This window comes from Burkholderia sp. S171 (genome assembly GCF_009766085.1).
Taxonomy (GTDB): domain Bacteria; phylum Pseudomonadota; class Gammaproteobacteria; order Burkholderiales; family Burkholderiaceae; genus Caballeronia.
In genome coordinates this window covers 136,047-155,832 of record NZ_LMUF01000048.1, presented here as the reverse complement: position 1 = coordinate 155,832, position 19,786 = coordinate 136,047, and the positions used below count along the sequence as shown (strand labels likewise).

Annotated in this window: 13 protein-coding genes; 6 read left to right on the top strand and 7 right to left on the bottom strand. The window is 60.8% G+C overall.

The genetic code is table 11. The features are described 5' to 3' along the window. Positions 1-536: 536 nt before the first annotated feature. Both GSQ93_RS28090 and pbpC read left to right on the top strand, forming a co-directional pair. On the top strand, positions 537-6,593 hold the full coding sequence (locus GSQ93_RS28090) for an alpha-2-macroglobulin (RefSeq protein WP_158938913.1): 6,057 nt from the start codon (positions 537-539) through the stop codon (positions 6,591-6,593). An 86-nt stretch (positions 6,594-6,679) separates the two neighbouring features. Next, positions 6,680-9,082, top strand: a complete 2,403-nt coding sequence (pbpC, locus tag GSQ93_RS28085) for a penicillin-binding protein 1C (protein ID WP_254074098.1) — start codon at positions 6,680-6,682, stop codon at positions 9,080-9,082. Positions 9,083-9,179: 97 nt separating this feature from the next. Here the strand turns inward: pbpC and GSQ93_RS28080 are convergent, their stop codons facing one another. The 7 genes from GSQ93_RS28080 to GSQ93_RS28050 form a co-directional block, all read right to left on the bottom strand. Beyond that, entirely contained in the window at positions 9,180-9,971 is a 792-nt protein-coding gene (locus tag GSQ93_RS28080; RefSeq protein WP_158938912.1) for a phytanoyl-CoA dioxygenase family protein, read from the bottom strand. A 118-nt stretch (positions 9,972-10,089) separates the two neighbouring features. After that, positions 10,090-10,917 (bottom strand): ABC transporter permease, encoded by an 828-nt coding sequence (locus GSQ93_RS28075; RefSeq protein ID WP_158938911.1) that lies wholly within the window; start codon positions 10,915-10,917, stop codon positions 10,090-10,092. Between the two features lie 12 nt (positions 10,918-10,929). After that, positions 10,930-12,186 carry an ABC transporter permease gene (locus GSQ93_RS28070; RefSeq protein WP_158939055.1) on the bottom strand — a complete coding sequence of 419 codons (1,257 nt, stop codon included), beginning with the start codon at positions 12,184-12,186 and terminating at the stop codon, positions 10,930-10,932. Between the two features lie 32 nt (positions 12,187-12,218). After that, entirely contained in the window at positions 12,219-13,283 is a 1,065-nt protein-coding gene (locus GSQ93_RS28065) for an ABC transporter substrate-binding protein (RefSeq protein ID WP_158938910.1), read from the bottom strand. A 1-nt stretch (position 13,284) separates the two neighbouring features. Then, positions 13,285-14,442 carry an ABC transporter ATP-binding protein gene (locus GSQ93_RS28060; protein WP_158938909.1) on the bottom strand — a complete coding sequence of 386 codons (1,158 nt, stop codon included), beginning with the start codon at positions 14,440-14,442 and terminating at the stop codon, positions 13,285-13,287. A 70-nt stretch (positions 14,443-14,512) separates the two neighbouring features. Next, positions 14,513-15,655 (bottom strand): SRPBCC family protein, encoded by a 1,143-nt coding sequence (locus tag GSQ93_RS28055; RefSeq protein ID WP_158938908.1) that lies wholly within the window; start codon positions 15,653-15,655, stop codon positions 14,513-14,515. Between the two features lie 225 nt (positions 15,656-15,880). Beyond that, positions 15,881-16,804 (bottom strand): LysR family transcriptional regulator, encoded by a 924-nt coding sequence (locus GSQ93_RS28050; RefSeq protein WP_158938907.1) that lies wholly within the window; start codon positions 16,802-16,804, stop codon positions 15,881-15,883. A gap of 157 nt (positions 16,805-16,961) precedes the next feature. Here GSQ93_RS28050 and GSQ93_RS28045 point away from each other — a divergent pair, with 157 nt between their 5' ends. The 4 genes from GSQ93_RS28045 to GSQ93_RS28030 form a co-directional block, all read left to right on the top strand. Further along, positions 16,962-17,519: a flavin reductase family protein gene (locus GSQ93_RS28045; RefSeq protein WP_158938906.1), complete on the top strand. Its 558-nt coding sequence runs from the start codon at positions 16,962-16,964 to the stop codon at positions 17,517-17,519. Positions 17,520-17,574: 55 nt separating this feature from the next. Then, positions 17,575-19,059: a 4-hydroxyphenylacetate 3-hydroxylase family protein gene (locus GSQ93_RS28040; RefSeq protein ID WP_158938905.1), complete on the top strand. Its 1,485-nt coding sequence runs from the start codon at positions 17,575-17,577 to the stop codon at positions 19,057-19,059. Positions 19,060-19,066: 7 nt separating this feature from the next. Then, positions 19,067-19,480, top strand: a complete 414-nt coding sequence (locus GSQ93_RS28035) for a RidA family protein (protein WP_158938904.1) — start codon at positions 19,067-19,069, stop codon at positions 19,478-19,480. Between the two features lie 13 nt (positions 19,481-19,493). Continuing rightward, on the top strand, positions 19,494-19,786 hold a 293-nt coding region (locus GSQ93_RS28030; RefSeq protein WP_158938903.1), incomplete at its 3' end, for a DUF1028 domain-containing protein.

Here is a 19,786-nt window from a genome sequence, read left to right as displayed (position 1 = left end):
ATTCAATGTCGTTTTAATGTTAAATGACGTCAGACAACAAAGGGCTTGTGCTGAGGCTTTCAAAACGCGTTTATTGGCGCCAGGAATGAGACAGAGCTTTAAATGCGCGCTCATTTGCAAGCGGAGCAGGTAAGCGGCTTATCGGATATGTCCACTAAGAGGAGCGAAAGCCCCTGTTCGGACGATGGACCGTGTCCATGATTTCAAAACAAACAGCACCGCATGCTTTCGCTCGGCGACCTGACACAGGCAGCCGATGGTGAAGGCTATCTATCAAAAATTGTCGGATTAGCGTCGGGACCGTTGCGCTGATCCGTGGTTCAGGTTATTAAACCGGGTCACCTTTTATTGCGCGACGGGAGTGACGCTGCAGCGCGTTGCGTTCCTGCGCGAGAAGCTGGATGAGTGATCGACCGACGTTGTTCACGGCTAGCCGGTAGCGCTGGCCGGTGGCATGAGCTCGAATCCAAGAATAATAGCTAAAGCAAAAAGAACCGGGGATAAGAAGCCGCACGCTTATCTCTACCAAGGGAAGCATGGATATTCTGCGATTTCTGTTTGTCCTGCCGCTGCGTTTGCTGCGCGGCCTGTTCCACCTCATCATGGTAATTTTGCGGCCGGTTTTCGGCAGCATTGAATGGTCGCCTCCGGCGTGGGCGCCAGCGGCGGGTGCAGCGATCGCCCGCCGCCCCCGGCGTTTCGTCGGCGCGGTGCTTGGCGCCGCCTTACTTGCGATCGCGGCCTGGGCTGGCTGGCACTGGTACGTGAACCGTCCAAAGCCCGTCGAACCGGAGCGCATTACCTTTGTGGTCGGGGTGCCGGCGGTCACCGACTATGAACAGGCTGACGGCGGCCCGAAGATCACGGTTCATCCGCTTGAAGTGAATTTCTCGCGCTCGGCCGCACCGATCGAACTGGTCGGCAAGACAGTCACGAAAGGCATCACCATGACGCCGGCGCTGAAAGGTGAGTGGAACTGGGCGGACGATCACACACTGCGCTTCGTGCCTGCCGCCGACTGGCCGATTGGCGTTCATGTCGAGGTCGACTTCAATATCAGGCAAGCCTTTGCTCCGCATGTGCTGATGGCCGACAACCATCTGGCCTTTGATCTCCCGCCGTTTGCAGTCAAGACGAGTAACGCGGAGTTCTATCAGGACCCTCGGAACGCATTGGCTAAGAAAACCATCATGGCGGTGAGCTTCAACTACCCTGTCGACACAGCGCAATTCGAAAAGCGCATCTCGCTGGCGATGTCGGGCAGCGACGGCAAGTTCAATATGCCGCTCAAATTTACGGTGACCTACGACGCTTCCAAACTCAACGCCTGGATCCACTCGCAGCCGCTCGATCTGCCGCGCGACGACGGTGCGGTTCAATTGACGCTTGATAGCGGCGTACGCAGTTCGCGCGGCGGCGCGGGCACCAAGGACCCGCTGCAGTCGATGGTGCGCGTTCCGGGTCTGTATAGCCTCGCAGTCAAAAGCGTGAGTCCGACGCTGGTGGATAACGACCGGTACGAGCCGGAACAGGTGGTCGTCACAGAAATCAGCGGAGCGGTGCGCGGCAGTGACCTGAACGGCCTGATCAAGGCCTGGGTGCTGCCGAAGCGCAAGCAAGGCGTCGACCAGAACGACGACGAACCGCCCTATGAGTGGGACAGCGCCGACGTGAGCGAGACCGTCCTGCGGCAGTCGCAACCGCTTGCTCTCGGGCTGGTGCCCACCGAAAACGAATATGAGGAACTGCAAAGCTTCAAATTCCGCGCGGAACCCGGCCAGCGCGTCTATGTGCGGATTGCCTCCGGACTGAAGTCGTTCGGTGGCTACACGCTTGGCAAGCCGTCGATTCAGACCTTCACAGTGCCCGACTATCCGAAACTGTTGCGCTTCATGGCGGACGGTTCGCTGCTGTCGCTGAGAGGCAGTAAACGGATCTCGGTCGTCTCGCGCAACCTGTCCGGCATGCAGCTTGAAATAGGCCGTGTGTTGCCGGACCAATTGCAGCATCTGGTGAGCTTCAACCAGGGTACCTATACCCAACCGGACCTCGGCTATGCCTTTAGCGAAGACCATATCGTCGAACGCTTCGAACAGAAGCGGGTGTTTCCGAAGGCCGGCCCCGGCAAGGCGCATTACGAGGGCGTGGATCTTGGTCAATATCTGAAGGATGGCAAGCGCGGCGTGTTTCTGCTGCACCTGTCGGCCTACGATCCGGTCGCTGAAAAGAAAAAGGCCGACAAGGCTGCGCAGGCGAGGGACCAGGGCGCAAGCAGCGACCCCAGCGCCAGCGATGGCTCGGACGACAGCAACGCCGACGCTAACAGTGATAGCAGCGACGCCGACGGCCAGTCTCCGACCGACACACGCATGATTGTGATTACGGACCTGGGCATGCTGGTCAAGCGCGCGCTTGACGGCAGCCAGGACGTGTTCGTGCAGTCGATCCGCACCGGCCAGGCGGTGGGCGGCGCGACGGTGTCGGTGCTGGCGCTCAACGGCCAGACGCTTTACACCCAGGAGAGCACGGCCGATGGCGTGGTGCACTTCCCAACCTTCAAGGGTCTGGACCACGAGAAGAAACCATTGCTGTACGTCGTGAAGAAAGACGACGATCTGTCGTTTCTGCCGGTGGGCGGCCAGGATCGCCAGCTCGACTTCTCGCGGTTTGACGTGGGCGGCGAGCGCAACCCGACCAGCGAAGGCCAGTTGTCCTCATATCTGTTCTCAGACCGCGGCATTTACCGGCCGGGTGATCTGTTCCATATTGGTTTGATCGTGCGCGCGGCGAGCTGGGCGCACAGTCCTTCCGGCGTGCCGCTACAGGCGGAAGTCGTGGATCCTCGCGGCATCACGGTCAAACGCATGCCGGTCGCTGTCGACGATTCTGGTTTTAGCGAACTCTCGTACACGACTTCCGACACTGCGCCGACTGGCGCATGGACGGTCAATCTCTATATCGTCAAGAACGGCAAGACTGACGCGCCGATTGGCTCGACTACCGTGCAGGTAAAGGAGTTTCTGCCGGACCGGATGAAGGTGGAGGCCAAATTCTCGCAGCAGGTTGCCGAGGGCTGGGTGAAACCTGATCAGTTGAAGGGCCTGGTAGAGGCGCAGAATCTTTTCGGCACGCCCGCGGCCGACCGGCGTGTCGAGGCGTCCCTGACCCTGCGCCCGGTGTGGCCGGAATTCCGCAGTTGGCAGAACTATCACTTCTTCGACGTACGGCGGGCGAAGGAAGGCTACACGACCAATTTGCAGGACGGCAAGACCGATGACAAGGGGCACGCCGAATTCGATCTCGACCTCAAGAAATATGCGGATGCGACCTATCAGCTGTATTTCCTGACCAAGGCGTACGAGGCAGAGGGCGGCCGCAGCGTGGCCGCAAACGTGCAGGCGCTGGTCTCCAGCGACGACTGGCTGGTGGGCTACAAGGCAGCCGACGATCTCGCCTACGTGAAACGTGGCAGTCCGCGCGCCGTGCGCCTGATCGCGATCAACCCGCAGGTCAAATCGATTGAACTGAAGGACCTGAAGGCGCAGCTGGTGGAGCGGCGCTATGTCTCGGTGCTGACCAAACAGGATTCGGGCGTCTACAAGTACGACTCGCGTCTGAAGGAGGTACCTGTCAGTGAGAGTCCGCTGACGATTCCTGTCTCCGGACTCGATTACACACTGCCAACTGACAAGCCGGGTAACTACGCGCTCATCATTCGGACTGCCGATCGAACCGAGGTGAACCGGGTCGAGTATTCCGTGGCGGGAGATGCCAATGTGTCCCGGTCGCTTGACCGTAACGCGGAGCTTCAAATCAACCTGAGCAAACACGATTACGCCCAGGGCGAGCCGGTAGAGATCGCGATCCGCGCGCCGTATGCAGGCAGCGGCCTGATTACGATCGAGCGCGACAAGGTCTACGCCCATGCCTGGTTTCACGCCGACACCACCAGCTCCGTGCAACACATCACGGTGCCGGCGGGTTTCGAGGGCAACGGTTATATCAATGTGCAGTACATCCGCGATCCGTCGTCGGACGAGGTTTTCATGAGCCCACTGAGCTATGGCGTCGTGCCGTTCTCGGTAAACATGGACGCGCGCCGCAATCCGCTCACGCTCGATGCGCCTGCGCTCGTCAAGCCGGGGCAGACGGTGACGTTCAAGCTGCATGCAGGGCATCCGACCAAGGTCGTGGTATTCGCCGTGGACGAAGGCATTCTGCAGGTCGGCCGCTACAAACTGGGCGATCCACTGAAGTTCTTCTTCCGCAAGCGCATGCTCGAAGTAGGCACCTCGCAGATTCTCGACCTGATCTTGCCGGACTTCGAAAAGCTGATGGCAATGGCGGCGCCCGGTGGCGATGCCGATGATGCTATCGGCAGTCAGCTCAACCCCTTTAAGCGCAAGCGCGACAAGCCGGTGGTGTATTGGTCCGGAATTGTCGATGTAGATGGCGAGAAGGACGTGAGCTATACCGTGCCCGACTACTTCAACGGTAAACTCCGGGTGATGGCGGTGTCGGCGTCGCCGGATCTGGTGGGTACTATCGAGGCGGCTACCACGGTACGCGGAGACTTCGTGCTGTCGCCGAACGTGCCCACCACTTTGGCCCCCGGCGACGAGGCCGAGGTCAGCGTGGGCGTCGCCAACAACCTCACGGGCTCCGGCGACAAGCCGGTTCCCGTAACGGTGGCGCTTGTGACCGGTCCACAGTTGCAGGTGCTCGGCGCTGCGTCGCAGGATTTGAATCTGGCGCAGATGCACGAGGGCGTGGCTACCTTCCGGGTGAAGGCGACCGAGACGCTTGGCTCAGGCAATCTGACCTTCACTGCCCGCTATGGCGGCAAGTCGGCGAAGCAGAGTCTCGACCTGTCAGTGCGTCCTGCGGCCGTGTATCGCGCACAGGTCGACATTGCCCGTGTTGGTGCTAACAGCAACGTGGATCTGCCGGGCTTGCGCAAGATGTACGACGCATACGCTTCGCGTGATGCGAGCATCTCGACGGTGCCGGTAGTGCTGTCGCAGGGTTTGACGTCGTGGCTGGTCAATGTGCAGAACTATTGCAGCGAGCAGATCGTCAGTGCGGCCGTGCCGCGCCTGGTCGCCTCGAAGTGGCCGTCGGTGCCGGCGCTTACGCGTGTGCTACGGCCTGCCAATGGCGATCCGCAGCAGACCAACGACCAGGCGCTGGCGCAGATGCTCGACGTGTTGCGCTCGCGGCAGAACAGTCATGGCGGCTTCGGTGTGTGGTCCGCGACGCCGGATGCGGAGCCGTTCGTCTCGGCGTATGCCATGCATTTCCTGCTGGAAGCACGCGACCGGGGTGTCGCGGTGCCCGGCGACATGCTCGATGCAGGCAACCAGTACCTGCACCAGTTCGCAACCGATGACAGCATGGATACACTCGACTTGCTGCGACAACGTGCCTACGCGGTGTATCTGCTGACGCGTCAGGGGAACGTCACGACCAACGAGCTGGCTGCGGTGCAAAAACGCTTGCAGGAGGCGTTCCCGAACGACTGGAAGAACGATCTGGCGGCGGCGTGGCTGGCCGCTTCCTACGAACTGCTCAAGCAGGACAAGGAGGCCAACGCGCTGATCGGGGGACCGCAGCGGAAACTCGAACGCAAGGATGCTGCGAGCTTCGAGTACGGCTACTACACCGATCCGCTGACGCGCGATGCGAGCGTGCTCTACCTGTTGTCGAAGTACTTCCCGGACCGGGTCAAGGCGCTCTCGCCTCAGGTAATGGAAAACATCGCGGGGCCGCTGGCGCGCAACGAGTTCAATACGTTGTCGTCGGCCATGACGGTGCTCGCGCTCGACGCTTATGCGAGCACGAACGCAGTCGGATTGGACAAGCTGGCAATCAGCGAAGTGCATGCCGATGGCAGCGCCAAGGTGATCTCGACGCTGCAAGGCAACCTGTTGCAGTCGGGTAGCTGGAGTGCGGAGGCGTCGAAGTTGCGCTTCGTCAACGGCAGCAGCACGCCGGCGTGGCGGGTCACGAGCCAGGCCGGTTACGACCGTGGTATTCCGGATAAGGCTATCAAGAACGGTCTCGAGATCGTGCGTGACTACACCGGCACCAACGGCAAGCCGCTCGGCAAGATTACGCTTGGCGAAGAGATCGAAGTCCACGTGAAGATTCGCGCTACCGGAGACGAAGGTGCAGCCAACGTGGCAATTGTCGATCTGCTACCGGGCGGGTTCGAGCCTGTGATCGAACCGCCGCCGCCCCCGAGCCAGACGGACGGAAGCAATAGCGAAGGCGATCAGGGGGATCAGTCCAATCAGTCCAATCAGGGCAACGACAACAATAGCGATGCCAGCGATGCGCAAGCGGCCCCGTGGCGCTCGCCGATCGGCCTCGCGAGTTCGACGTGGCAGCCCGACTATGCAGATATCCGCGAAGACCGCGTGGTGATCTACGGGACCGCGACGCCGGACGTCAAGGAGTTCGTGTATCGCATCAAGGCGAGTAACGCCGGCAAGTTCCTTGTCCCTCCGGCGTTTGGCGAGTCCATGTACGATCGCCGGATTCAGGCACGCTCGCCGGGCGGCGCTACCCTGACGGTGGTGCGCGCGCCGTGAGCCCGCGGCCACCCGTCTGACGCGAATGCGGATGACGGGTGGCCTCATGGGCGGCACCTCTCCTGCACTTGGCGAACCTCATCATCGTGTCTTTACTTCGTCCCTTGCTGCATGCGTGCATCGGTTGGCTTCAGCGCTGGCAGAACTGGCTTGTCGGCGCGCTGCTCGTCGTGGGCGCGCTGGCGGGCTGCCGGCTGTGGCCGCATCCGTTGCTGCAAGGCTGGAAACCGTCCTCGACTGCCGTCTACGACGATCACGGCCGCCTGTTACGCCTGACCCTCGCCAGCGACGACCGCTTCCGTTTGTGGGTGCCGCTCAAAGACATGTCGCCGCAGTTGGCGGACGCGGTGCTGTTGCATGAGGACCGATGGTATCGCTGGCATCCCGGTTTTAATCCGTATGGTCTCGCACGCGGTGCGTGGGTGACCTACGTGCGCCACGGCAACCCCCAGGGCGGCTCGACTATCACCATGCAACTGGCGCGTTCGCTATGGCAGCTCAACACGCGTACGCCGTGGGGCAAGCTCAAACAGGTGACACGCGCGATTCAGCTTGAACTGTTCTACTCGAAGCAGCAGATTCTCGAGGCGTATCTGAACGATGCGCCGTATGGCCGTAACGTCGAAGGGGCCGGTGCTGCGAGCATCGCGTATTTCGGCAAGCCGGTGAGCGCGCTGAGCTTGCCGGAGGTGCTCACGCTGGCGGTGATTCCGCAGGATCCGGCGCGCCGTTTGCCCAGTGTGCCAACGCGATGGGGCACCAATGCCGATGCAGTGATCAACCCGCAACTCACGGCCTCGCGCAACCGCCTTTACGCGCGGTGGCTCGCGGGTCATCCACAGGATGCCGCAGTCAAGCCGCTGTTCGCGCTCCCTTTGACTATCCGGCCATTGTCACGCTTGCCGTTCGAGGCGCCGCACGCGGTGGAGCAGGTGCTGGCGGCAGGGCGGATTGACGGCGACGATCACGATTCCCGCGTGCGGACCACGCTCGATCTGGACCTGCAGCGTATTCTCGAGCGGCAGATTGCCCGCTACGTCGCACGTAACAACGGGATCGGGATTCGAAATGCATCGGCCATGCTGGTCGACACCCGCGACATGGGTGTCAAGGCGCTGGTCGGCTCGGCGGACTATTTCAATCACTCCATACAAGGTCAGGTTAACGGGACATTGGCGCGGCGCTCTCCAGGCTCGGCGCTCAAACCGTTCATCTATGCGCTGGGCTTCGACCAGGGTGTTCTGCATCCGCAGACCGTGCTGCGGGACGTGCCTACCTCGTTTGGCCCTTACACGCCGGAGAATTTCGACGGCCATTTCCTGGGTCCGATCACCGCCACCGACGCATTGAACCGTAGCCGCAATATCCCGGCGGTGTGGGTGGCCTCGCAATTGCATCAGCCCAATCTGTATCAGTTCCTGCAGCAAGCCGGCATCGGCCGGATGGCCAGCGAGCAGCACTACGGGCTCGCGCTAGTGCTCGGCGGTGGAGAAGTGACCATGCAGGAACTGGCAGGGCTCTACGCGATGCTCGCTAATCGCGGTGAACTGAGGCCGTTGCGCCTGCGCGCAAACGACCCTCAGGTGGCCGGCACCCGCATCCTCAGCGACGAGGCCAGCTTCATGGTGATGGATGTGCTGCGGCAGCATCTGCGGCCCGACGAGATCAGCGGCGCCCAGCCGTCACATCTGCCGGTGTACTGGAAGACCGGCACGTCCTGGGCGTTTCGCGATGCGTGGACCGCTGGCGTATTCGGCCCGTATGTACTGGTTGTATGGGTAGGCAATTTCGACGGCACGGGCAATCCGGCATTCGTCGGTGTGGATGCTGCTGCGCCGCTGTTCTTCCAGATCGTCGATGGACTGGAAGCCGAACGTGGGCAACCGACCGAACCGTTCAGGCCCAGACCAGCCAATCTCAAGCGCGTGCAGATCTGTCTCGCGAGCGGCGATCTGCCTAACCAATGGTGTCCGCAACTCGGTTGGACCTGGTTCATACCGGGCAAATCGCCGATCCGCGTAAGCAATGTGCATCGTCCTGTGGTGATCGACGACGCAAGCGGCTTGCCGGCATGTCCTCCCTATGCTGGTAAGCATACGCATGAGGAGGTGTACGAGTTCTGGTCTTCCGATCTGCAGCAGGTGTTCAGGCAAGCGGGTATTCCGCGCCGCAAGCCGCCGCAAAACCCCGAGTGCCACAATGCCGGTACGCCGGATGGCGTTGCGCCGCAGATCACATCGCCCCTGCGTGGCAGCGTCTATGCGATGCGGCTGAAGCAGCTCGGCCAGGAGCGCATTGCCTTCAATGCAGCTACCGATGCCGACGCGCACGCACTGTACTGGTTCGTCAACGACGCCTATGTGGGACGCAGTGACCCAGGCGTGGCGTTGTACTGGCAGCCGCGTACGGCGGGCAGTTATAGCGTTCGGGCGATCGACGATCATGGCCGCGCCGACCAGCGATCTCTTCAGGTTGATCTGATCGAGTAGGTATCCGTCTGGTCCCCACAAATAGTCACGGCATTGGGGCGGTTGGTTTTAAGAGACCAAACGGGCAGAGGCGGCGCCATGTATCAAATCGGGAAACCTAGACGATGAACGGAAACTCCGCCTCAGGCAGCGGATCGCCGGAAGCAAACCGGCCAGCCAGTTCAGGATAAGGCGGAGAAGTCTCGCCGCCGCGGTCGACGTAGTGCGCGCCATCGCCAAGCCATCGGAACGACACTACCCGCCGCGATTGCTGACCGCCTACGTTACCCGGCGCTCCGTGTACCGTATGAAAGTTGAACGCGATGGCATCGCCCGGCGCCAGATCCCAACCAAGGATTTGGTAGTCACCGCGGTGCGCATCGATGTCCGGCAACTCTTCCAGCCGATCCGACTTATGGTCATACGCCACGCCGCTGAACTTGCGCGGACGGAACAACTTGCCCCACTTGTGGGACCCCGCCACGAATTCGACGCACGTCTCGCGAGGCACCGGATCGAGTGGAATCCATAGGCTGACCGCTTGCTCGGCGCTGACGCAGTAGTACGGCTCATCGTGATGCCATGGCGTCAGCTTCGCCGCGCCCGCTTCTTTCACCAGCACATGTTCGTGAAAGATGCGTGCACGCTGCGAGCCCATCAAAGCCTGAGCCACCGACGCGGCCGGACTGTGCTCGACAAAGTCCCTGAACGGTTCAATGCGCTGCCAGTTGCAGTAGTCGCCGAAAAAACGTCCCGTTGTTTTCTCGGGCGTGTAGTTCCTGAACGAAGGTCCCGGATGGGTGGCGTTGTATTCCACGCCTTCACGCAAGGGCTCGACCCAGTCTTTAAACACCCCGCGCAACACCGCGGCGCCGTCGCGCTCGAACGCTTCCCGTTCTGTAGCCAGCATGCTGTTCTCCTTTAATATTTAATCAAGCGGCGCTATGCGTCAGGTCTCCTGCCAACACGATTGCCACTAACGAAGGAACCGAGCCGATCAAAGACAATCGTCGGCTCCCTTAAAGCTCTTAGCTCCCCGGCAACGCCGCCGCCGCACTGCGGCCGCGGAGCCAGTTGATGCTGGTGAACAACGCCACCGCGAAGAGAATCAGCATGGTGGCGACCGCGAGTATCGAAGGATCGATCGAATCGCGAATGCCGCTCCACATCTGGCGCGGTACGGTCCGCTGATCCGGGCCGCCGATAAAAAGAATCACGATGACTTCATCGAACGAGGTAGCGAACGCAAACACGCTGCCTGTCGCCACGGCCGGTGCAATCAACGGCAACGTGACGCGTCGAAAGGCGATCCATGGCGTGGCCCCAAGTCCCGACGCCGCGCGAATGAGGCTCTGGTCAAACGAGAGCAGGGAGGCAGTCACGGTGACCACCACGAACGGCGTGCCGAGCGCCGCATGCGCGAGCACGACGCCAACGTATGAATTGACGAGACCGAGCGGCGCGAAGACCAGATAGAACCCGGCGGCAACGACCACAATGGGGATGATCATCGGAGAGATGAGCAGCGGCATGATGACCGCGCGAAACGGAAAGTTCGCGCGGCTCAGGCCCAGCGCCGCGAGCGTGCCGAGGCAGGTGGCCAGCACCGTGGACGCGGCGCCAATGCCGATGCTGTTGAGGAACGCACGTTGCCAGTCGCTGCTGCCGAGTGCTTTCGCATACCAATGCAGAGAGAAGCCTTGCATCGGATAAGAGAAGTACGCGCCGGTGTTGAACGACAGCGGCACGATGGCCAGGATGGGCGCGATCAGGAAGAACAGGATGAGCGCGGAATGCACGCGCAACCATTTCGACGCAATGCGTTCGGAGAGCACGAGATGGCGCTGGCTTTGCATGAGTCCCGCCCCTTAGCCGAAGCGCAGCCGGTCGATGCCGACGAGCCGGTTGAACACGAAATAGAACACGGCCGTAAAGATCACGAGATACGCTGACAACGCGCCGGCCAACCCCCAGTTGAGCTGTTCGTTGGTCTGCGCCGCAATCAACTGGCTGATCATTTCGTCACCCGCGCCGCCCAGCAATGCAGGCGTGATGTAGTAACCCAGCGCGAGCACGAACACGAGGAAGCAGCCAGCGCCGACACCCGGCAAGGTCTGCGGCACATAGATGCGGATGAACGCCGTGACCGGATGCGCGCCGAGCGATTGCGCCGCGCGCATGTACACCGGCGACACGCTCTTCATGACCGAATAGATCGCGAGGATCATGTAAGGCAGGAGGATATGTGTCATGCCGATCAGCACGCCGGTGCGATTGAACAACAGCGGCAATGGATGGCTAACGAGACCCATCCCCATGAGCAAGCTGTTGATGACCCCGCCCGGTTGCAGGAGCACGTACCACGCGGTCGTGCGCACGAGCAGCGACGTCCAGAACGGCACGATCACCAGCAGCATCAGGCGATTGCTCTTCGCTGCAGGCAGGGTGGCGAGCAAGTAGGCGACCGGATAACCGAGCACGAGGCACAGCAGCGTGACCGACGCACTGATCCATACGGTGCGCGCAAACGCGTTGATGAACACGGAGCTATCGGCGGGCAGGGAAGCGACCGAACCTTCAGGTGTGACAGTAGCGTCGACGGCGGCTAACAGATAGTCGGGCGTAGGCGATACGGCAGAGCGCTTCAGGATGCGCCAGATGTCATGCGTGCCCCAGCGCGGATCGAGTTCAATCAGTGCCGGTTTCCAGGCGGGTGGCGCAGTTTCGGGCAACTGCCGCGCGGTCCGCATCAGCAAGCTGCGAAACTCCGGCAGGTAGAAATTCAGCCGCCGCGCGACGGTTCCCAATTGCCCTTCCGCGGACGCACGGCGCATATCCGCTGCGAGGATGGCGAAGGTGTGCTCGTCGGGCACGCCTTCGCCATTCCATGCCTTGAGCGCTTGCGACAATGCCGGCAGGTTCACCGGCACCTCGCGATTCTCGACACTCCGTGACAGCAGGATCGCGATGGGCGCAATGAAGGTCGCGAGCAGGAACAACAGCAGCGGCAGCGCAAGCAGGAGTGCCTGGGCCGACGCCCGGCGGCGCGTCCTCTCGTATGCCGCACGGCCGCCCGCTCCCGAGGCGGAACCGGTGGACGGTTCGCGCTCAGCGGGTTCCTGCAGATTGCTGGTCACTGTCACGGTCACGGGTCGCCTTACTGTGTCAGCCAGACCTGGAAGCGCTTGTTGATCTGGTCGGCGTTATCCGCCCAGAAACTCGCGTTGATCTGCAGTGCGTGCTTGAAGTTGGCGGGAGCCGTCGGCAAGTCGTTCAGGCGATCCTTCGCAATCAGCGGAATCGCATCCTTGCGCGGCGGCGCGTAAGCAATGTACTTCGTCAGGTCTGCGTAGCTTTGTGCGCTCGAAGCCGAAGCAATGAACTTTGCTGCGGCGTCACCGTTCTTCGCGCCCATCGGAATACCCCACCATTCGAAGTCATAGACCTGGCCATCCCACACGGATTCGAATGGCTTGTGGTCCTTGTGCACTGCGTCGTCAATGCGCCCGTTATAGGCCTGTGTCATGACCACCGCGCCATCGGAAAGCAATTGCGGCGGCTGCGCGCCGGCTTCCCACCAGACAATGCTTGGCTTGATTGTGTCGAGTTTCTTGAACGCGCGGTCGACGCCGGCGGGCGTGCCGAGCACCTTGTAGACATCGGCGGTTTTCACGCCGTCAGCGAGCAACGCCCATTCGAGCGTCACCTTCGGCGACTTGCGCAAGCCTCGTTTTCCCGGGTATTTCTTCAGGTCAAAGAAGTCGTTGATCGTGGTCGGCGCGGTCTTGAGCTTGGTCGTGTCGTAGGCATACACGGTCGACCAGACCATGGCGGCTACCGCGCAATCCATGATCGAACCCGGGATGAACGCGCTGGTGTTGCCGAGCGTCTTGCGGTCTATCTTGCGCAACAGGCCTTCGTCGCAACCGGTGATCGCGTCGTTGGATTCAAGGTCGATCAAGTCCCACGTCGGGTTCTTGGCCTGTTCCATGGCGGACAGTTTGGCAAGGCCGCCATCGTACGATTCGGTCGAGAAGCCGATGCCTGTAGCCGCCGTGAACGGTTCGAAGAACGCTTTTTTTGCCGCGGCCTCGTAAGCGCCGCCGAAGGTCACGACCGAGATGGTATCGGCCGCATGCGCGGTGACGGCGAACAAGCTGGCCGCTGCAACGGTGAGTCCGGCGATGCCCGTCAGACCGGTTCGAACGAGTGATGCTTTCATGTCAGTGGACTCCTGCGGTGATGGACGGAGCAGGGCCGCGAGTAATAGTCGCGGCCGTTGCGAGGATCTTGCAGTCGTCGTGGCGCCATGCCACGGCGGTTGCACTGCCGAGTGACGGAAGATCGTGGTGCTGCGTATTCGGGACTTTGACAATGATGCTGTCGCCATGACCAAGCTCCCCGAGTTTCAAGTGAACGCGGTGGTGATCGCCGCAATACACGAGTTCTTCCACGCGCGCGCTCACCACGTTGGTGTCCGCGGCGTTCTGCGCGGCGTCAGCGGACGCTATATGCGCGCGCTCGGGACGCAACGCCAGCATCGCTTCCTCGCCGTTCCGGAGACCCCGCCCGCAGCGGCCGCGAATAACCGCGCCGTCCGGGAGTTCCAGAGTCGCCCAGCTTGTGTCCTGTTCGAGCACCCGACCCGTCAAGCCGTTGTTCTCGCCAACAAAATTCGCCACGAACGCGTTGTGCGCGTTTTCATAAAGTTCGGTAGGGGTCGCTGCCTGCTGGATGCGTCCATCGGAGAACACGGCAACCCGGTCTGACATGGTCAACGCTTCCGCCTGGTCGTGCGTCACATAAACCACCGTCAATCCCAGTTCGCGATGCAGCCGCATGATTTCGTATTGCATGGTTTCGCGCAACCGCTTGTCGAGTGCGCCCAACGGTTCGTCCATCAGCACCACGCTTGGCTCGAATACAAGCGCACGGGCGAGGGCGACACGCTGCTGCTGTCCGCCTGACAACTGCGACGGCCGGCGGGAAGCCAGTTGCGGCAACTCGACCATCTCCAGCGCCCGCTTCACGCGCGCCTTTTGTTCTGCTTTGCCAATGCCTCTTACCGACAACGGAAACGCGATGTTCTGTTCGATCGTGAGGTGCGGGAAGAGCGCGTAGTTCTGAAACACCATGCCGATGTCGCGCTGATGCGGCGGTTTATCGTCGAGGCGTTTTCCGTTCAGGCGGATCTCGCCCTGCGTCGCCGATTCGAAGCCGGCGAGCATCATCAGCGTTGTTGTCTTTCCAGAACCGGAGGGTCCAAGCAGCGAGACGAATTCGCCTTTCGCTACGTCGAGATCGAGTCCTTCCACGACGTAATGTACGCCGTCATACGTCTTGCTCACGCCCGCGAAGGAGATGAAGGAGTGGGTGGACATCGTGTCGTGGGCTCCGGGTTTCAGATCGGTGTCGCGTTGCGTGTCTTGCGGTGAGCAACGTGCATGTATGTCAGGCAAGCTGCTGCGCGAGATAACGCGCGAAGTCGTAGTTCGGCCGTTCGAGGTGACTGAGATGGCCGGGTTTTGCAAGCGGCGCCTGCACACCACGGAACACAGCCTGCACGCCTCGCCGGTCTTCCTCATTGACTGCGTCCAGCAACGCTTTCAACGACGTCATGTATTGCGTAGCCTTCGGATCCGCGATGAACTCAGGCGCCAGCCCACCGCCAAAGCGGATATGAACGCGGCTCGTGCCCATCGGCTGCAGCACGAGGTACCAGAAATACCCCGGCGTCAGCGTGACAAGATGAGTCGGGTAGATCGCGAGCAGCGCGGTTGTCTTGCGCCAGTGGCCTTGAAGGCGCTGGTTATCCGGATGCGCCTGGCCGATAGGCAGCGACGCTTCCTTGGTGATCCAGTGGTAATTGAACGCGTCGCTGCCGGGTGGGCATTCCATCTCGTCGAGACGCGAATGCGGCCCGACGGTCGCCCGATGCAGCATGGGCAGGTGGTAGCTTTCCATGAAGTTTTCGGCCAGGATTTTCCAGTTCGTATCCCAGACGTGCTCTTCGTAGAATGTTTCCTTGTAATCGGTCATGCCGTAGTCGGCAATCAGGTCCGTGAGGCCGGCGAGTTTCTCTGCGACCGGCTGTGCATTCGCGTCGAGCGTGACGTAGATCCAGCCTTGCCAGGCTTCGCATCGCACCGTGGGTAATCGGTAGCTTTCCTTACAAAATCCGCTTTGACGCTCCATCATGGGGGCGCCGTGGAGCTTGCCATCGAGCGTGTAGTTCCATGCGTGGTACGGACATACGATGCGCCGGGTGTTGCCACGCCCTTCGAGCAACACGGACATCCTGTGCAGGCACACGTTGGAAAACGCCTTCAACTCAAGATGCTCGTCGCGCAGGACGACGATCGGCTGACCGTCGATATCCGCCGTGAGATAGTCGCCCGCTTCGGCAAGCGCACTCGCACGGCCGACACACAGCCATTCGCGACGAAAAATGCGTTCCTGTTCCAGCGCCAGGAAATCAGCCGAGGTGTAGACCGCGGGTGGCATTGAGCGTGCATCGCTGAACGGGCGTTCGCAGTTGGCCTGCAACTCGCGGACGATGTCCGGGCCGGCGCCGGATGCTGTCGACGTTGCCATCGAGGATGCCGCTGCAGAACCCATCGCGCCTCCCTGTCCCACTCAGTGACCATTCAGTGAATGTGGCAACCCGTTCAATCTTTGCTACGGGTTGCTCTCGCTGCATGGACATCAATCTATCAAGTCAAATTACCAGCCAAAATATTGTTTTTGCATGTAGAACCAAGCTTTTTCCTATCTAGCAAGGGGTCTTCAATCCATCCCTTCCCGCGTATTCCCGCGCGTTCAACCGCCGTGCTGGCGCCTGATTTCCGCTTCGCAGAACGTGGCGAAGTGCTGGACGACTTGCCGGGGTTTCATGCTCCTGGATTGCGCGATACCCAGCGTGGTCGCGTTCACCTCGTCCTTGAACTGCTTGATGACAAAGTCTTCACCATCCACGGTTCGGCTCGACTTGAGCGGGAAGTTGAGGATGCTGTAGCCCAGGCCGTTCGCCACCATGCCGCGAACGACTTCGGGCTGTGACGACTTGAATGCGGCAATCGGCCGGCCACCGACCGCGTCGAAGAGTCCGGCGAAATATTCGCGGCTGTGCGGCAGGTCGAGCATGACGTAAGGCTCGTCGCGCAGGTCGGCCAGCGCGACGCTGCGCGCGCGTGCCAGCCGATGTGTCCTGGGCAGGATCACATACGGCGGCAATGACAGCAGCGGCGTGAAGGCGATGTCGTCGGTCAGGTCGAGGTTGTAAGTGAGCGCTATATCCAGCGAACCGTCGTGCAAGCCCCGCAGTAGATCCTCCTGATGCGCTTCGAGCGTGCGAAATGCAATGCCAGCATGATTGGCGAGGAAGCGGCTCATCATCGCGGGCATGAGCGGCGGCGCGAGCGAGACGAGGCAGCCGAGCGTGATGGCGCCGGACATGCCGCCGTCCATTTCCTTGGCGGCCGTCTGCAGGTCCTCCGCGTTTTTAAGCAGGTCGCGTGCACGCCCGAGCATGTCCCGGCCCGCCTGCGTCAGGGATAACCCGCTCGCGTGATGGCGGATAAAAAGCTGGACACCGAACGACACCTCCAGGTCCGCCAGCGCTGTGGAGATGGACGGCTGCGAGATATGCAGCAACTTGGCTGCGGCGGTGAACGACAAGACTTCCGCCGTGACGACGAAGTACCTCAACTGACGCAGCGAATAGCGTAATTGCGCAGGTTCCATGGTCCGCCCCGTGGTCTTTTCTAGTGCTTATTGTGCGTGGAAATAAATAGGCTTGCATAGGCAAAAGCGATGATTTGCATTTTTGAAATATGTTTTTCGGATGCGTCGCCCGAGCGTAGATTTTGCGAAGGGCTAGCGGACACGCGAGGAGGACGACATGCAGCGAGACAGCGGTTCAACGGAATGCGCAGTGGAAGGTGAAGGCAAGATTGCCAGCGAAGTAGATACCTTGCGCGCTGCGTTCCTGGATTCCATGGCGTCGAACTCCACGTCGGTTCACGTGGTGACGACCGGCAGCGGCGAGCAGCGTTTCGGCGTGACGGTCAGTGCCTGCAGTTCAGTGTGTGCGGACCCGCCCACGTTGCTGGTCTGCATCAACACGCGCAGCCCGGCGAATGCAGCGGTAGCAGAAAACGGCGTGTTCGCGGTGAACCTGCTGAATGTGGCGCAGCGCGGTATAGCGGATACGTTCGCCGGCCGCTCGGCAACGGCCAAGCCCTTCGACTTTTCCTGCTGCTCGAATACGGCCGGCACGCTGGGCGTACCGCTTATCGACGGCGCGGTGGCGGCGCTTGAATGCCGTGTGGTCGCGCAGCAGGTTATTGGCACGCACACGGTGTTTTTCGGCGAAGTGGCCGCCGTCAAGCGCGCGCCGGTGACGCACATGCCCTTGCTCTATTGCAAGCGCGACTACGGCCAGTTCTTGGCGTTTTAGACGCAGGCATGACTCCATTTCCGAACGACATTCCCAACGGACCGAGGCACAGTAAATGATCAGAACCGGCGAGCAGTATCGCGATTCCATTCGTGACGGACGGCAAGTCTGGATCAACGGCGAACGCGTGAACGACGTCACCACGCACCCCATGTTCAAGCCTATCGTCGATATCCGTGCGCGTATCTACGACATGGCGCACGAGAAAGCGACGCAGGGCGTCATGAGCTATGTCGATGAAAAAACGGGCGAGCGCAACGCCATCGGACTGAAGCTGCCGTACACGCAGCAAGACTGGCACGACAAGCGGCTGGCAGTGGATACCGTGCTGGACGACGTGGGCGGAATTGCAACGCGAGTGGGGGATGAAACCATCGGTGAGATGTGGTCGCTGTATGACGGTAAGGATGTGCTCAACGAGGTGGATCCGCGTTTTGCGGAAAACATCGAGCGTCATATTCATCGCACGCTGCACGAAGACCCATTCCACGTGTCCGCGAACACGGACCCCAAGGGCGATCGATCGAAACCGCCTCAGGAGCAGGATCCGGACATGCTGTTGCATGTGGTGAAAGAAACCGATACCGGCATTGTGGTGCGTGGTGCCAAGTATGAAACGGCTGCCGCCTATGCGAACCAGGCGTTCGTCAAGCCGACTATTGCCAACTGGGGCGACGCGAAACTCTCTGACTACGCGGTCGGATTCATCGTCAACATGTCGGCGCCTGGGCTCAAGTTCATCTGCCGCACGGGCTTCGCGGGTCGGGCCAATCCAGAGGACTATCCGCTCTCCAACCGCTGCGATGAAATCGATACGCTGCTGATTTTCGACAACGTCCTGATCCCGTGGGAAGACGTGCTGTTCTATCAGCACACGAAGGCCGCTACCTATATTCGCGCCACGCTGCATCGCTATAGCGCATTCGCATTCGTTCAGCGCAACCTGCGTCTGGCCGACCTGATGATTGGCACAGCATTGTTCAATGCGCGTCAGACGGGGCTCGAAAAACAGCAGGCCGTGCAAGAAAAATTGTCGACGCTTGCAGTGTATAGAGAGACCATCAACGCCCATTTAACAGCATCAATTGCATGCGGTGAGCGTAGTCCTGCCGGATTGATGATGCCCAACCAGTCTCTGCTGTATACGGGCCGTGTGCAAGCGTGTTCGCGGCTTCACGAGATGATGCATCTTGCCCGCGAATTATGTGGCGGCCAGATTTGCGTCACACCGGATGGGGCCTCATTTGCCAATCCCGAGATTAGCGACTGGCTCGACAAGTACTACACCGTCAACGAAAACTGGGTCTCCGACGACCGCCGCAAACTGCTTGCGTTCGCCCGTGACATGCTGAATTCCGACTACGCCGGACATCGGTTGACGTTCCAGTTGTTTGCCCAATCGCCGCCGTTCGCGCATCTAGGCGCCGTGTTCCGCAACTTCGATTTCGACAGCACGCTTGGCTATGTGAAGAAGGCTGCGAACCTGTCGGACCGTGTTGTTCAATCCAGCGCAGAGCCGCGGCTCAAGCGCGCAATGTGAGGTGTCCATGAGTCATACCCGCATCCGCAAATTTAATACTCGCGAGACCTACCCCGAGCAGAAACTGGACAATGACTTATGCCAGGCGGTGGTCGCGAATGGCACGGTGTACTTGCGCGGCCAGATTGGCCAGGATCTGGATACGCGCGAATCGGTGGGCATAGGCGACATCGCCGTCCAGACAGAAAAAGCCATGGCGAACATTGCGATGCTGCTGGACGAAGCCGGCAGCAAGCTTGAGGATATCTGCAAGATCACGGTCTATCTCGTCGATGTCCGTTATCGCGAGGCAGTCTATACGGTGGTGGGGAAGTGGCTGAAGGGCGTGTATCCGGTCTCTACCGGGCTCGTGATTTCAGCGCTCGCGCGGCCCGAGTGGCTGGTTGAGATCGATGTGATCGCCGTCATTCCAAATAGTTGAGAGGAGTTTTCTCATGACCTTTTCACTGGCTGGCCGATGCGAGCGTACAGGCATGGTTGGCGGCATCGTGTGCAGTTCAAGCATTGCGGTTCCCAGCCGTTGCTTGTGGGCCAGTCCGCATGGCGTGGTGCTGAGTCAGAACGTGACCGATCCGCGTCTTGGCGTGCTTGGCCTGAATTTGCTGGCGCAGGGATTCGGTGCGCAGAGTACCTTGCGGCAGTTGCAGGATGCACGGCCCTACGCCGAGTGGCGACAACTTGCGGTACTCGACGCCGACGGTTCACGAGAGGCGGTGACCGGGGCGAA

Excerpts from the sequence above, each read along its gene's own strand:
- GSQ93_RS28035 (WP_158938904.1), top strand. The coding sequence starts at position 19,067 with ATGAGTCATACCCGCATCCGCAAATTTAATACTCGCGAGACCTACCCC.
- GSQ93_RS28045 (WP_158938906.1), top strand. The coding sequence starts at position 16,962 with ATGCAGCGAGACAGCGGTTCAACGGAATGCGCAGTGGAAGGTGAAGGC.
- GSQ93_RS28075 (WP_158938911.1), bottom strand. The coding sequence starts at position 10,917 with ATGCAAAGCCAGCGCCATCTCGTGCTCTCCGAACGCATTGCGTCGAAA.
- GSQ93_RS28060 (WP_158938909.1), bottom strand. The coding sequence starts at position 14,442 with ATGTCCACCCACTCCTTCATCTCCTTCGCGGGCGTGAGCAAGACGTAT.
- GSQ93_RS28090 (WP_158938913.1), top strand. The coding sequence starts at position 537 with ATGGATATTCTGCGATTTCTGTTTGTCCTGCCGCTGCGTTTGCTGCGC.
- GSQ93_RS28050 (WP_158938907.1), bottom strand. The coding sequence starts at position 16,804 with ATGGAACCTGCGCAATTACGCTATTCGCTGCGTCAGTTGAGGTACTTC.
- GSQ93_RS28080 (WP_158938912.1), bottom strand. The coding sequence starts at position 9,971 with ATGCTGGCTACAGAACGGGAAGCGTTCGAGCGCGACGGCGCCGCGGTG.
- GSQ93_RS28065 (WP_158938910.1), bottom strand. The coding sequence starts at position 13,283 with ATGAAAGCATCACTCGTTCGAACCGGTCTGACGGGCATCGCCGGACTC.
- GSQ93_RS28040 (WP_158938905.1), top strand. The coding sequence starts at position 17,575 with ATGATCAGAACCGGCGAGCAGTATCGCGATTCCATTCGTGACGGACGG.
- GSQ93_RS28055 (WP_158938908.1), bottom strand. The coding sequence starts at position 15,655 with ATGGCAACGTCGACAGCATCCGGCGCCGGCCCGGACATCGTCCGCGAG.